Below are 13,905 nucleotides of genomic sequence, written 5' to 3'. Positions count from 1 at the left end.
GGTAGATATGAGCAACCGTAAAACCATGAGACCCGTCGCCATCCTGGCCGGCTCCAGAACTCCGTTCACGAAATCCTTCACGAATTATTCCCGCACCTCCAATCGTGAGCTGATGACAGCCACGGTGCGTGATCTGGTCGACAAGACCCAGCTGCGCGGGGCCTTGTTGGGGGATGTGTCTTTGGGGGCTGTGATGAAAAATGCCTCGGACTGGAACCTGGCCCGTGAAACTGTTCTGGGGGCAGGACTTGATCCGCACACACCGGGTTATGACGTACAACGTGCCTGCGGTACGGGTCTTGAGACCGTGGCGCAAATCGCTTTGAAAATCGCTTCAGGCCAGATCGAAAGCGGCATCGGTGGCGGTACGGACACCAACAGTGATATCGCCGGTGTTTTGCCCCATGAGTTTTCCTGGATCATGATGGAAGCCCAAAAAGAAAAAACACTGGGTGGCCGTCTGAAAAAGTTCGCAGAATTAAAACTTCAATATCTGAAACCACGCTTCCCGAATGTGCAGGAACCGCGCACCGGCAAATCCATGGGTGATCACACAGAAATGATGGTGAAAGACTGGATGATCACGCGCGAAGCGCAGGATGAACTGGCTTACCACAGCCATCAGAATGCGGCGAAGGCCTATGCTGAGGGGTTCTATAAGGATCTGGTTTTTGATTTCAAAGGTCTGAAACAGGACATCTTTGTTCGGCCGGACACGACAATGGAAAAATTGGCAAAGCTGAAACCCGCATTTGATTTCAACGGCACCGGCACGCTAACAGCCGGGAACAGCACTCCGTTGACGGATGGAGCTTCCGCAGTTCTGTTGGGCAGTGAGGAATTTGCCAAAGAAAAAAACCTTCCGGTGCTGGCGTACTTTGTTGATGCAGACTATGCTGCCGTGGACTTTGTAAAAGGCGAAGGTCTTTTGATGGCGCCGACTCGCGCGGTGGCCAATCTGCTTCGTCGCAACAACCTGACGCTGCAGGATTTTGATTTCTATGAAATCCACGAAGCCTTCGCAGGCCAGGTGTTGTGCACATTGAAAGCCTGGGAAGATGAAGAGTACTGCCGCACACAACTGGGCTGGGACAAGGCCTTGGGTTCCATTGATCGTTCCAAAATGAACGTCAAAGGTGGAAGCCTGGCTTTGGGGCACCCGTTCGCTGCAACTGGCGGCCGTATTGTGGCAAGTCTTTCCAAGATGCTGGCGCAAAAAGGTTCCGGCCGTGGATTGATCTCTATCTGTACCGCAGGCGGTATGGGTGTGGCCGCGATCATTGAAAGATAGCAATTGTTTCTCTTCCGGGCAGGAACTCCCACTGCCCGGACCACCTTTTATTAAAATCTCCTAACTCGATATTTCACAAAGCTTTGTCTATATTCCCTGACCTTCACACAATGCAGGAGAAATATATGATGAATCTGTCCGTTTTTATTCTGATCAGTTTGCTTTCCGCCGCCGCGTTTGCGGATACCACTATGATTTGTCGTATGGGTGACATTGCCGATATGGATATTCAAGTGGAATCACTTGACGGTCAGAAAGAGCGTCTGACGGTGACTGTGTATTCTATGGATGGTGAAAGCAAAACATCCTACACCAATTCATCTTTTGAGAATTCTTCTTTAAGTCAGTCGTTGGCAGATGGATATTTGGATGCGTTAGTGTCCGTCAGTGATTTGCAAGACACTTTTGGTGGAGCCTATCTGGAAGCGGGTCGTCTATCGATGAAGCACAACAAGTCGGAAGACCGTTATGATGTGCAGTTTGCGGCAAAGGATGTGATCTTTACCGCGTCTTGTAAGTAGGTTACTTGATTGTGGCGCCCAGGCCGTATTTGCTTGGTGACTGGGCGTAAACGGATTCAGCTTCTGGCAGCCAACCCTTTAGATTATTTTTGCGCGTCTGATCAGACGGGTGCGTGGAAATAAATTCAGGTGGGGCGGCGCCTTGTTTTGCGGCATTCATACGATCCCACAATACCAAAGATTCTTTCGGGTCATATCCGGCCTTAGCCATATAGATCTGGCCTTTTTTATCCGCAGATGTTTCATCTCCGCGACTGAATTTTCTCTCCAGGAAGGTCAGGGCAAAGCCTGCTGCCACGCCACCCAGAGCACTCCATTTGCGGCATTCGTCTGTTTTGCAAAGCAACTGTCCGCCCACCACGGTGGCGCCCGCAATCAGGATGCCGGCATAGCTTTGTTGTTTGGCGCGGATATAACCTTCCATCCCGTGGCGCAAAGTCGCGTGAGCCACTTCATGCCCCATTACGGCAGCCAGGGCGCCTTCGGTTTTTAGCACGGGCATGATGCCGGTATAAACCGCCATCTTACCGCCGGGCATGCACCAGGCATTGACCTCGGGGCTGTCGATCAGGATGACTTCCCATTGAAAGTTTTCACCAGAGGCTTTCGCGATACGATCGGCCACACGCTGAACCATCGCGGTCCATTCTTTGTTGGTGGAGATTTTGGATTTGGTTTTGATTTCAGCGTAAGCTTTGGCCGCTTCGGCATTGATATCTGACTCGTTCACTTTCGGAGCCAGAGTGGAGCAGCTGATAAGCATGGATGTCATAAGCAGGGCGATAAGTCTCATTGTTTTCATGAAACTAAGATAGCGCAGGAAACTTGCAAAAATCAATCTGTCGAAAATGGGGAAGAAATGGTGCGAATAACTGGACTTGAACCAGTGACCTCTTCCATGTCAAGGAAGCGCGCTACCAACTACGCTATATCCGCACGTGTGGTATGAAGACAAAAATCTATCTCATTAAGATGGTGGCAGCAATCATGGATGCGGGTGGTCAGGGGTCCCGTTTTAGCGAAAGCGGGTCTAAACTAGGGTCTTTCGCCTTAAGGAGTTCATCTATGATCGAGTTTTACACCGCCTCCACCCCCAACGGCCGCAAAGTGACCATTATGCTGGAAGAGCTGGGCCTTGCCTACAATCTGCACAAGGTGAACTTGAAGGATCTGGAGCAAAAAAAGCCTGAGTTCCTGGCGCTGAATCCCAATGGAAAGATCCCGACAATCATCGACAACAAGGGGCCGGAAGGGCAGACGACCGTTTTTGAAAGCGGAGCTATTTTGTACTATCTGGCTGAAAAGCACGGAAAGTTCCTGGGTGCGTCTTTGCCGGAAAAAACCCGCACTTTGCAGTGGGTGATGTTCCAGATGTCGGCGATCGGTCCGATCTTTGGGAACTATTACTATGGGCTGAATACGCTGACTCCGCACAATCCGGGTTTTATTGAGCGCTTTGAAAAAGAGGCGCACCGCCTGGTGGGCGTTATGGAAATTCAGCTTTCCGGAAACAAGTATCTGGCGGGTGAAAGTTATACCATTGCCGACATGGTGACCTATCCATGGGTGGCGGGCTTTATTCACGCCCAGCCGGGTTGGTTTGAAGACAAGCCGTCTGTTAAACGCTGGGCCGAGCTGGTGGGGGCGCGTCCTGCGGTCCAGAAGGCCATGGCCTAAGGCGCTTTTTTTACGCAACTGTTTGCTGCATTGTGGGCTTTCTTGAGGTGGATTAAAAATTCATCCATCAAGGAGGCCTTTGTGCTTAAACTGATCCCGGTATTGACTCTATTGCTTGGTTCCCAAGCGTTTGCCCACGTGTCCCTGGAGAATCCTCAAGCGGCGGCTGGCAGCTATTATAAGGCTGTTGTGCGCGTTCCCCATGGTTGTGATGCCACGGCCACAACGTCCCTGACGGTGCATCTGCCAAAGGGTTTCACCACTCCGAAACCAATGCCAAAACCAGGCTGGGATGTGAATGTTGAAACTGACAGCAACGGTGTTGCTACCGCAGTGAAATTCAGCGGTGGGAATCTGCCGGATGCTTTCTATGATGAATTTGTGATTCGCGCGAAAATCATGGCCCCGGCAAATTCGACTTTGTATTTCAAAGTCTCGCAGGTTTGTGAAAAAGGTCAGATTGACTGGTTTGATATTCCGGCACCAGGCCAGGATGAACACGAGTTGGCAGCTCCGGCGGCAAGCTTGAAGGTCACCGCAGGGGCCTCGGGCCACTAGGTCTTGAGGTTCTTAAAGTCCCACAAATCCTGATCCATCATCTGGCTTGGTTTGATGTTCGACATTGAAGTCTGGATGGAGGCATAGATGTTCGGGATCTCTTTTTCGAGATCTCGAACAATTTGTTTAATACGCTGACGCTTCAATCCGTCCTGGGATCCGCACAGGTTGCACGGAATCACCGGGAAGTCCCAGTCCGCCGCCAGTTCTTCGATGTCTCTTTCAGAAACATAGCACAGCGGGCGAAGCAGAATGTTGCGTTCGTCGTCGGATTTCAGTTTTGGTGGCATGGCTGCCGTCGTGCCGACATAGAACATGTTCAGCAAGGCCGTGTGAACCAGATCGTCGCGGTGGTGTCCCAGCGCCAGTTTGGTAAAGCCGTTGTCGTGGGCGAAATTATAAAGAATCGCCCGGCGCAGGCGAGAGCAAAGTGAACAGAACGTCCCGCCCTGAACTTTTTCTTTCACGATCGAGTAAGTGTCTTTTTCAACGATATGAAAAGGCACGCCCAGGCTTTCCACCCAAAGTTTGAATTTGGACACATCAAAGCCCGGTTGCTTTTGATCCAAAATCGCAGCTTCGACCTGGAATTTGCGTTCAGAGCGTCGTTGGATCTCGGTCAGCAATGCCAGCAGAACGCTGGAATCTTTGCCGCCAGAAACGCAGACCATGACCTTGTCGCCGTCTTCAATCATGTTGAAGTCGTTCAGCGCCTGCACGATCTGTTTGCGGATTTTTACCGCCAGGGGGTGTTCAAAATTAACGACTGATTTCATGGCCTTGGTTTGTATCTGATAGCTCAACCACTTGTCGAGCTAATTTGATCCCCTGAGCTTTCAGAGCCTCAATCCCGCGCACGTAAACCTTGTCGCCAATGTTAAATTGAGACCCGTAGTTATCAATGAAGTAGATGATTTTCACTTCCACCCAGTGTTCATTGGTATCACTGACATAGGCCCAAGGTGCCGGAATGCCTCGGATTTCGCCCACACCAGCCACGGTGCGCTCTAGAATCTGCTTGGCCAGTTCAATATTCTGCCCAAATGCCAGGCGGAAGATCTGACGACGCACAATAGGGTTGTCCGGCGGAGAGAAGTTTGAAATCTGAGCATTGGCCATAAAACGATTCGGGAACGTGATCAGTTCGTCTGAAAAACCCACCAGGGTCGTTGAGCGCCAGGTGATCTCACGCACCTGTCCGGTGGCTTTCTGAATACCGCTCGTGATTTCCAGCCAGTCACCGATTTCAAAGTTGCGATCCAGCTGCAGGGAAATTCCGGCAAACAGATTTCCCAAAGTATCTTGTAATGCCAGACCCAGAATCACCGAGGCCGCGGCCGAGGTCGCCAGCAGGGGCCCCACTTCCAGGCCAAAGACATGGGTGATGCCCCAGAACACCAACACGATCGACAGGATCAAAGAGAAAATGTTCACCAGAAGCAAAGGAACACCGTGCTTCATCGAACCCAGGAACAGGTACTGCAGGACTATCAGACGGGATGTTTTCACAAACACCACGTTGCCCCAAATAAAAGTCAGGAAGGCGACATACGGAATGAACTTCGCAAAGCGCCCGATCTGGGGTTCGGAGGTTTGCATGAAGATAAAGAGCAAAAACAAGAAGGCCAAAATCACGTAATGGCGAAGCAAAGTGCGGAAATGATTGCGAAGACTGCGATGTCTTTCGTCGGAAGCTTCCTTCAGGAAGAACTTATAAAAGATCCACGTGATGGCAATCAAAGCCCCCAAAAGTATGAAAGGCTCAAGTTCAAGGAGTCCATAGAGTGCCTGAATTTTGATAAACTTTTCTGCCATGCTGATGTGTCCCTCTTGAACTCTGATTATAGTGACTAATTTTTAGTCTAGTCGAGTCTAAAATTCACCGCGAGTGTAATCTGTCCAAGTAAGCCTGCCGATAAGTTCCCTATGAAAACACACGGAATGGTTTTGATCTTAGGGATGATGATGACGGCCTGCGCACCGCAAGGGTATGAGGCCATGAACAATATCGCTTCGCAGGTGGGTAATGACATTGCCTGCAAAGACAACAAGCTGGAGATGAAGCTCTGGGACGGCCTGAAGGCCTATCTGATTGAGCAAAAAGAGATCCCGGCGGCTGAAACACTGAAGCAGGCCATGCGCGATCAGGTGCAAAAGCTGGCTGCTGAAAATCCAAGCATGACCAGTGAAGATCAGGAAAAGCTGCAAGCCGAGCTGGATAAGCTGGTGGTGTCTTTGCTTGAGGAAGCCCCAAAAGGCGAGCGCGTGGAAACGCCGGAGCAGCTTTTGATGCTTCTGTCAGCGATTGACGTTGGGGACCGTTCCACGGTCTTCAGAAGCTATATGCAGGATAAAGTGCGTGGCAATTTCACTCAGCTTTCAAAGACCGTGGACAGCTTCGAACTGAACTGTCCAGCGGGTGACAACTCCACCGCGGGCACCGGCACTGGTTCCGGCAGCACGGACACGGATTCTGGATCCAGCTCAGGGGGCGGCAATGTGGTTGAACCGACGCCAGAACCGAATCGTGATTATGAATATCATAAAGCCCAGGCCTTGAGTGCCGGGGAGCCTTTGTCCGTATTTGGCGCCCGTTGGGCCTTTGCGACTTCTTATCAGACCTGCCAAAGCGTGGTTTTGCCGGATCTGAATGCGCAGACCGAGACCATCTCGGGTATCTCTATCGTGGGTAAGCATTCAGATGGTGTGGGCAGCAAGCGTGAGATTGCCAGCCTTTCCAAGGTTCAGGCGAGCCATCCTTATATCAAGGGTGTGTCAGGATATGGTGAAGGTTGCTTCAGTGTGAAGAGCAATCCTTTGATTTACGATTACGGCGGCAAGCCTTATGGCACAACGGCTGCTGATTCCCCGATCGATATGTTTAAGAACAACGGTGATGGCACCAAGGTTCTGGGTATTGACTGCTCTGGTTACGTCTATACTTCAATGGCGACGGCGGGTCTTCGTTTGAAATCCGGGCGGGCTTTGAAAGCGTCGGATTCGTGGGCGTGGGGTTCCAGCTCTTATGTTGAGCCTCAGAACAATGGTCTGACTTGTTTAAGCAAAATCTCTGTGACACCAGCGACGTCACTGAAAGCCGGTGACATCGTGGCAGTTTATGGTCACGTTCTGTTGATCGATAAAGCGGGTTCAGATCCATTCGGTATTGCTTCTGCGAAAACAGAAAGCGACTGCTCGAAAATCAAATCCAGCGGTTTTGATTTTACTGTTGCACAGAGCTCTCCGAATGTGGGTGGTGTGGGTATTAACTTCTTTGATGCTCGTGTGTATCTGCCAACCAGTGCGAAAATGCAGACGGGTCTGGAAAAGTACGCTTACTATGCGTGTCTGGCGAAGGTGAACAACAAGACTTATACTCCGAATGTGGGTACGTTGTCGGTGATTCGCCACAAGGGCACGACGGACTGTATGGCTCCACGAGTGAAAATGGCCCGAGAGGCTTGTATTTCTTCCTGCTCCAGCTTGCGCCGCTAATCAGCGCGATGAATAACTTTTTGACAGAGTGACAATAGGGGTCTCCGTGAAAATCACGGGGACCTTTTTATTTGGTTTTTACGACTGAAAATTCATTACAAAAAAATATCTTTTACGGGTGGATGTGAATGAATGGTGAGTGTGATATAACTCTCGTCATGAAAAAGACATTGCTTCCCCTTATTGCTCTAAGTCTGTTTGCTACAAACTCTTTTGGTGCCGGTTCCAAGGCGCTGGACAAGTCTTTCCGCTATTGCGAAGACATTTCCCAGGTCGATAAGCTTTTGGATCGCAGCCGTGAAAGCGTGGACCGTCTTCAGGCGGAAGAGCTGAAAGTGGAAAGAATTGTGGTCTCTAAAGACCGTAAAGAGCTTTATCTGATCTCTGGCGACACCTTGTTGAAAGTGTACCCGGTGGCCTTCGGCAGAAACCCTGTCGGTCACAAACAGTTCGAGGGTGACAACAAGACGCCGGAAGGCTTGTACTCTATCGACTATAAAAATCCTCAAAGTCAGTACACAAAGGCTTTGCATGTTTCCTATCCGAATAAAGCGGATACAGAGTTCGCAAAAGCTCAAGGCAAGTCTGCAGGTGGCGATATTATGATCCACGGTCTGCCTTCAGAAGAACGCAAAGGTCAGGCGGTGGGTTTGATCCATCCGATGAACTGGACCCAAGGGTGTGTGGCAGTGACCAACCCGGAGATCGAAGAGATTTATTCTCTAGTTAAAGAAAAGACTCTGGTTGAAATCTGCAAAATGTCCGGCAACTAAATTTCAAATGTTTCGGTACGTTTCAAAATAAAAAAAGCCACCTGATAAGGATGGCTTTTTTTATTTCTGCTTCAGTTTACGTTCCGGTCGGGGCTGAGCAGGCTTTCTTATAGTGTTTCAACAAGGCCGCGTCGACAAGGCTTCGTTCGTATTCATCCACAATAAACACACCGATGGCGTCGTTGGCGTTTTTCACCCGAGGCAGTCCGCGCACGATGTCCGGCGCATAGAAGTCGTCTTCGCGACCATCAAAAACCACGAGCTGATCCCGCAGGGGCTGATTGGAATCATAGACGCGAATCTCGATTCGTCCGTTGCTTTTCATTTCAAAGGACTTGGCCACCACAACGTGCTGGGCGGTGCGGGTGGGGCGCAACAAAAGCAAAGTCAGACGGTGGGATTCAAGGTTTCTTAAAAGCACATCACGGGTCTGGCGGTTCTTGCGACCACTGCGGGCGTCATCTCCAATAACGAATTTCAGATTTTTTGCAAATTCATGAAAGCGTTCTTTTTGATAGTGTTCAATTTCATGTTTCCATGCGCGGTACATTGTTTTGCCGTTTGAAAATTTCTGAGAAAAACCATACTGCATCTGTGACCACAACGGCGTGTTGGTGCGCCACTGGGAATCTTTTTGGCTGAAGATTTTGAATTCGCTCAATGCCGTTTCTTTCAATCCGCTGCCTGAAGCATACGGACGGCTGCCGCGCACCATGTCCAGGATTTCCGTGGTCTGCAGAGGCGTTGGATCACTGTTCTGATTCCAGCGCGACAGATAAAAGAACAGGCGCTGCGTGCGCGACAAGGACCAGCACGCTGCCAGATCATAAAGCCCGGCTGAAAACGGCCAGTTTACCGACAGGTTGTGATAGCTGCTTCCTAAAGATTCGGGGCGGATGCGGCGATAGATTTCATCTGTCGAAAGCCGGTCGCAGGCCAGGTTTTCCACCAGGGAGTCCGAGATTTTCCCGGCCGGGGCGGCAAAGCTTTGGGTTGATAAAAGGGACACCAATAAAATGAGGATTTGTTTTGCTGTTTTTGTCATAACTAAGGTCCAGAGACCGCAAGAATTGATGCCCCGTCAAGTTGCTATCGTTTAACATACTTGAGGAGGTTTCATGGGGGAAGAACAGCTAAAAAGGCCAACGGGAATGTACCTGATGGCGATTCTTTTTATTCTGGCTCCATTGGGTAATCTTCTGATCAGCTTTGTAAGCTCTGAATATGTCAATTCACAAAGCGGTTTTGTCTCTTTCGCGCAATCAGTTTCAAATTTGGATTGGATGTGGCTGGGGCTTTTGCTTCTGACCGGGGTTTTGCTTTTGCGCGCTCATAAGGCGACTTGGACCCTTGCTATCGGCACGCTGATGCTGGTGCTTTTCATTAACTTGTACCGCTGGGGCAATGGCGAGTTTTCTGATAGTGGTCTGTTGGTTCACGGACAGCTTTTCATGTCGTGTTTGATTACGGCCTTTGTTTTGTTGTTGGCGTTTTATTTCCGCTTTCCTTATCTGGATCGCCGCGCGCAGTGGTTGTTTCCGGCGGCGTCCCGCTATGAATTCCGTACTCCAGTGAACGTGGTGGCTCAGGACATCTTTGATGGTGTCACTGAATCCATTTCGCTCAGCGGGGCCCGGGTGCGCCTGCAAAGGGATCTTGAGGGGTCCCAAGGATTGCGTTTCGTGGATGTGATTTTCCCGGACATTCGTAATATGAAGGTCAAAAGTCGAGTCGTGGAATATCGCGATAACGTGCTTCGCCTGAAGTTTAAAGAGCTTACAGAGCGGGACCGGGTGTATTTGCAAGAGTGGCTCCGGTCTCAGATTGAGACAGCCACAGAAAAGTTAAGTTAAGTCCGGGTTCTTTTTAAGTTTTTTAGAATGTGTACCGAAAAGACTCAAAAGCATGAGGTCGTTATGAGATGGAAGTTGAAACCGAAGTCATTGATGAAAAGTCTTGCAGCCAGCGCGTCGGCGTTCACGATGTGCATGGCGCCAGTCGCGCAAGGTGCGGCGGCACAGGATCAGAAGAAGCTGATCAATCAATACCTGAAAGAAACAGGGCTCACGACAAAGAAAATGACCGTCGGTGAATTCTACCGCATGGTTCGCCACGTTTATCCACACAAACTGCAAAAGCAGATGGATCAATGGGTTGAGCTGAATCGTCATGAAATGATGCCGGCTGTGGAAGCGTCCACTTACAAAGGTGCCGACGGTAAAGAACAAGTGCGTTTGACTTTGACTCATGCTGGTCAGACATCCACTTTGACTTTCACTGGTGATGATGAAAATCCACTGAAAGTAAACGGCGTCAACTTCAAGCGTAAAGAATTGATGAACTATAACAACTTCAACGCTATCGCAGGTAAAATGGCGAAGCTGGATCCGGTTGTTGCCAAGTCCCTGAAAACGGGCAAACAAAAACCTCTAAGCAAAAACTTTGTACTGACTTACAAAGAATACACGCGTCTGACTCCGCGTCAGAAAGCGGAATACTTCGTGCGCATGCGTGCGGCACTTGAATCTGCTCAAAAAGTTTATTCCACTGTTTATGGTGCTCAGGCGTTGAATGAAATCAACAAACGTCATGAGTGGGCCGCATCCTTCCTGTTCGGGGAAGACGCTGAAGCAGCGGGCCTGGTAGGCAAGCCATGTATCGTGGCAGGTTATTTGTCTATTTATGGTGAGAATAACTCCTGCGGCGGCAGCAAGCAGGGTGCGATCGATCTGAAAAACAAAATGGAAGTTAACAGCGCCACTTGTTTGAACAACGGTGTGTCCTGTAATCCGATGGTTTACGGATTCAGTGCCAACGGTGCACCTCATTGCGTGTCCCGTTCTGAAGTGAAATACGCAACCCGCGTTTGTAACGGCAAATCCCCCCTGCGCACCGGTGATGTGAAATCCGAGGGTGAGGATAAAAAACGTATCATTGAATCCTACCTTAAAAAAGTAAAAGGCCAGGACATCAATCTGGTGCTGAATGAAGAAGGCAAGATCTCTCAAGAGCAGTACAATCAAATTTCTGCTTACCTGGGTGACCTGCAGAACTTCATCAACTCTGCGGTGGCAGAGTGTGGTCAGTTGCCTTTGCAAAAAATTGCTCAACAACGTGATGACCAGGCGTCTGCGTGTAACGAGATTAAAACTCGTGCATTCTCCCTGCAATCCTTCGTGGTGGCTCCAGAGCCTCCGGCTCCTCCGGGGCCAATCGCTGGTGATTGCTCTGTGCAAAAACCAGGTTCCGTTTCTGGTGAAGGCGGCAAAGGCTGCGTGTGCCCCGAAGGAACCAAAGAAAGCGAACCAAGTGAAAGTGAATCCCGTCCAAGCTGTCTAGTGATCGAAGCTGGTGGCGAGGGGGATCTGCCAGGTGGTAAAACAGAAGTCGGCAAAGACGACAGCTGTGGTTTCTGGTGCCGTAATAAAAACTGGATCATCCCAGTGGGTATTGGTTTGTTGGCCCTGGGTGCATTCTGGTGGTTGTTCAGCAAGAAATCCAAGTCTGACTCCAAGTCTCCAGAGTACGTGCCACCAGCACCTGCTCCAGAACCAGAGCCGACAGCAACGACAACGGTGACGACTCCGGTCATTGATCCGCCTCCAACGGCTCCGTGCCCGGCTCCGAACCAGTTGATCAACAACGTGTGTGTGCCGGTCGTGGTGGTGCCTCCTCCGACCCCGGATTCCGAGGGCGGAACAACAACTGACACTTCCATCCGTGCGGGTGGGGTTCGTTAGGAAACTTAAAAAGTGAATATCGACAAGCATCAAGAGAAAAACATTCCACAGCGGGCTCCCCAGAAAAGGGAAGCCCCTGTGCCGTTAAGGGGTCCAACCCCGCGTCGTCGTGGGCCGGCAACACCGGCTCCGTCACGCGTGAACGGCTTGTTCAGGGATCGTCGTGATCTGAGTTTTGAACAGGGAACCGGTTTTCATGGCGGGCCGTCGGCGCGTCGCAAGGGTTATAAACTTGCGTTGTGGTCGTGGTTGGCGTCGTTCATTGATGCTTTGATTCTGGTTGCGGTCAGTTGTGTGTTCATGCTGATGTTTTCAATGATCGTGAAAACACCGGTGGGTGCGCTTATGCAGCACTTGTTTCACAGTCAAAATCAACTGACCTTCTTTGCTGAAGTTTTTGTGATGTTTGCCTGGGTGTATATGATCACCGTTCGCAGCGTGATGGGTTCTACCATCGGTGAGTGGGCGTGTGATCTGCGCTTGGGGCAACCTCATGAGCGTCTGCAAATCAGTTATATCTTCCGCGTGGCTTTGCGCAGCTCTTTGATTTTGGTCACCGGAATTGTGACCTTGCCGCTGCTTTCGTTGTTGGCCGGAAAAGATCTGGCCGGTGCGCTTTCAGGCTTACGTCTTTTCTCTTTGAAGTAATCCTAAAACCTCATAGTGATCCGTTTGCGGGAACTGGTCGACGATATAGGCCTCTTGCATGCGGTATCCGCATTCCTGCAAAGTGACCAGATCGCGGGCCATGGATTCAGGATAACAGGACATATAAATAAAGAACTCGGGCCGCTGTTCAGGCGCAAGGTTTTTTAGCGGATTCAAAAAGCCCATCAGGCCGGATCTTGGTGGATTCGCCAGCACCCCATCAAACTGTGAAAAATCCTGAGTCAATTTTTTCTGGAAGTCCCCGCGGTATATAGTCACGCGATTCTTCAGGTGGGAAAGGCTTTGGGGAAGCTCGTTTAAAGACCGCTCCAGGCCTTGCAGCGACAGTTCGTCGATTTCACACGCCAGAATGCTTTCCGCCCCCGCCAAAGCCGGGAAGGTCAGGTTGCCGATGCCAGAACCGAACTCGATCAGGCGCTGGGCCTTATAGCGTTTCACCCAGTCATAAATCACATCGCAGATGATCCTGTTGGCGGTGTGGCTGGGTTGAGTGAAGCTCGCCACCTGGCAGTACAGATTCACCGGAATGTCACCCATCCAGGACTGGAACCACACGTGGTGCTCGGGATCGCGCAATTTAAACTCGTGACCAGTCCAAACCGGAACTTTGCGACGCTGACCGATTTCCACAAAAGCCTGCTGTTGCAAAGAACGCAGGATATTTTGTTCATCCAAAAGGGTTTTGATATCCACGTTGGCCAGATCGATCCACAGTCCGCGCTGTCCGGCCGGTCCGATGCGAAGTCGGAAGGATCCGCGCTTAAAGGGCCACTGAATCTTTCTAAAGTCCGAGAGCCATTCTTGCAATGCGGGGCTGAGCTGGGCGCAGACTTCGATATCGAGGATTTCATGACGATCCGTGCGGTAAAGACCCAAACGGCCTTCCTGAAGGCTGAAATCCAGACGGTCCCGTAAATGCCCGGGGTCGGCGGAAAGAACTTTGAGGGGCTGTGGAAACGCGACCGATGCGGCCGTAAATAATCCTGAAAGGTCGTTTATTTTGTTTTGGGCCTGATCGCCGTAAGGCACTCCGATATGCTGACAGCCGCCACAGTCCGGGGCGTAGGGACAAGGCACAGTGGTCAGTTTGTCAAAGGTTTCGAATTTCTGAAAGTTCGGCATTGAGTACTTGCCCCGGCAATTTCGCTGTTATAAGAAAAACCTATCTTATCAAAACTAAT

General features: G+C 50.5%; 14 protein-coding genes and 1 tRNA gene. 9 read left to right on the top strand and 6 right to left on the bottom strand.

All coding sequences use genetic code 11. The features are described 5' to 3' along the window. Positions 1 to 7: 7 nt before the first annotated feature. Together BDT_RS10220 and BDT_RS10215 are read left to right on the top strand one after the other, a co-directional pair. Positions 8 to 1,291, top strand: coding sequence for an acetyl-CoA C-acetyltransferase (locus tag BDT_RS10220; protein ID WP_015091162.1), 1,284 nt, complete (start codon positions 8 to 10; stop codon positions 1,289 to 1,291). 125 nt (positions 1,292 to 1,416) lie between these two features. Then, positions 1,417 to 1,812 carry a hypothetical protein gene (locus tag BDT_RS10215; RefSeq protein WP_148278795.1) on the top strand — a complete coding sequence of 132 codons (396 nt, stop codon included), beginning with the start codon at positions 1,417 to 1,419 and terminating at the stop codon, positions 1,810 to 1,812. A 1-nt stretch (position 1,813) separates the two neighbouring features. Here BDT_RS10215 and BDT_RS10210 read toward each other — a convergent pair whose 3' ends face one another. Together BDT_RS10210 and BDT_RS10205 are read right to left on the bottom strand one after the other, a co-directional pair. Then, the gene (locus BDT_RS10210) at positions 1,814 to 2,614 is read right to left on the bottom strand and encodes a M48 family metallopeptidase (protein WP_235046082.1); all 801 of its coding nucleotides are present in this window, start codon (positions 2,612 to 2,614) and stop codon (positions 1,814 to 1,816) included. A 58-nt stretch (positions 2,615 to 2,672) separates the two neighbouring features. Continuing rightward, a tRNA-Val gene (locus BDT_RS10205) sits at positions 2,673 to 2,748 on the bottom strand. Between the two features lie 129 nt (positions 2,749 to 2,877). Between BDT_RS10205 and BDT_RS10200 the strand changes: the two genes are divergently transcribed. Both BDT_RS10200 and BDT_RS10195 read left to right on the top strand, forming a co-directional pair. After that, positions 2,878 to 3,489, top strand: a complete 612-nt coding sequence (locus BDT_RS10200) for a glutathione S-transferase family protein (RefSeq protein WP_015091159.1) — start codon at positions 2,878 to 2,880, stop codon at positions 3,487 to 3,489. A gap of 81 nt (positions 3,490 to 3,570) precedes the next feature. After that, the gene (locus BDT_RS10195) at positions 3,571 to 4,047 is read left to right on the top strand and encodes a YcnI family protein (protein WP_015091158.1); all 477 of its coding nucleotides are present in this window, start codon (positions 3,571 to 3,573) and stop codon (positions 4,045 to 4,047) included. On the opposite strand, the gene ttcA is transcribed toward BDT_RS10195, so the two are convergent. Both ttcA and BDT_RS10185 read right to left on the bottom strand, forming a co-directional pair. Further along, positions 4,044 to 4,823 (bottom strand): tRNA 2-thiocytidine(32) synthetase TtcA, encoded by a 780-nt coding sequence (ttcA, locus tag BDT_RS10190; RefSeq protein WP_015091157.1) that lies wholly within the window; start codon positions 4,821 to 4,823, stop codon positions 4,044 to 4,046. The two genes, BDT_RS10195 and ttcA, sit on opposite strands and share 4 nt — an antisense overlap. Further along, entirely contained in the window at positions 4,807 to 5,862 is a 1,056-nt protein-coding gene (locus tag BDT_RS10185) for a mechanosensitive ion channel family protein (RefSeq protein ID WP_015091156.1), read from the bottom strand. Before BDT_RS10185 ends, ttcA begins: the two co-directional genes overlap by 17 nt. Positions 5,863 to 5,973: 111 nt before the next feature. On the opposite strand from BDT_RS10185, the gene BDT_RS10180 reads away from it, so the two are divergent. Then, positions 5,974 to 7,542 (top strand): hypothetical protein, encoded by a 1,569-nt coding sequence (locus BDT_RS10180; RefSeq protein ID WP_015091155.1) that lies wholly within the window; start codon positions 5,974 to 5,976, stop codon positions 7,540 to 7,542. 158 nt (positions 7,543 to 7,700) lie between these two features. Then, positions 7,701 to 8,315 (top strand): L,D-transpeptidase family protein, encoded by a 615-nt coding sequence (locus tag BDT_RS10175; RefSeq protein ID WP_015091154.1) that lies wholly within the window; start codon positions 7,701 to 7,703, stop codon positions 8,313 to 8,315. 76 nt (positions 8,316 to 8,391) lie between these two features. Here the strand turns inward: BDT_RS10175 and BDT_RS10170 are convergent, their stop codons facing one another. Further along, on the bottom strand, positions 8,392 to 9,360 hold the full coding sequence (locus BDT_RS10170; protein ID WP_015091153.1) for a hypothetical protein: 969 nt from the start codon (positions 9,358 to 9,360) through the stop codon (positions 8,392 to 8,394). A gap of 73 nt (positions 9,361 to 9,433) precedes the next feature. On the opposite strand from BDT_RS10170, the gene BDT_RS10165 reads away from it, so the two are divergent. From BDT_RS10165 to BDT_RS10155, 3 genes are all read left to right on the top strand, one after another. Next, a complete protein-coding gene (locus tag BDT_RS10165; RefSeq protein WP_015091152.1) occupies positions 9,434 to 10,168 on the top strand; it encodes a PilZ domain-containing protein in 735 nt (244 codons plus the stop codon). A 63-nt stretch (positions 10,169 to 10,231) separates the two neighbouring features. Further along, positions 10,232 to 12,055, top strand: a complete 1,824-nt coding sequence (locus tag BDT_RS10160) for a hypothetical protein (RefSeq protein ID WP_235046081.1) — start codon at positions 10,232 to 10,234, stop codon at positions 12,053 to 12,055. A gap of 78 nt (positions 12,056 to 12,133) precedes the next feature. Continuing rightward, entirely contained in the window at positions 12,134 to 12,703 is a 570-nt protein-coding gene (locus BDT_RS10155; protein WP_235046080.1) for an RDD family protein, read from the top strand. Here the strand turns inward: BDT_RS10155 and BDT_RS10150 are convergent. Then, entirely contained in the window at positions 12,680 to 13,846 is a 1,167-nt protein-coding gene (locus BDT_RS10150; protein WP_015091149.1) for a class I SAM-dependent RNA methyltransferase, read from the bottom strand. The two genes, BDT_RS10155 and BDT_RS10150, sit on opposite strands and share 24 nt — an antisense overlap. Positions 13,847 to 13,905: the final 59 nt, after the last annotated feature.

Source organism: Bdellovibrio bacteriovorus str. Tiberius (assembly GCF_000317895.1).
GTDB classification, from domain to species: Bacteria; Bdellovibrionota; Bdellovibrionia; order Bdellovibrionales; family Bdellovibrionaceae; genus Bdellovibrio; species Bdellovibrio bacteriovorus_F.
The sequence above is the reverse complement of the archived record's forward strand: the minus strand, read 5'-3'. Positions and strand labels throughout refer to the sequence as shown.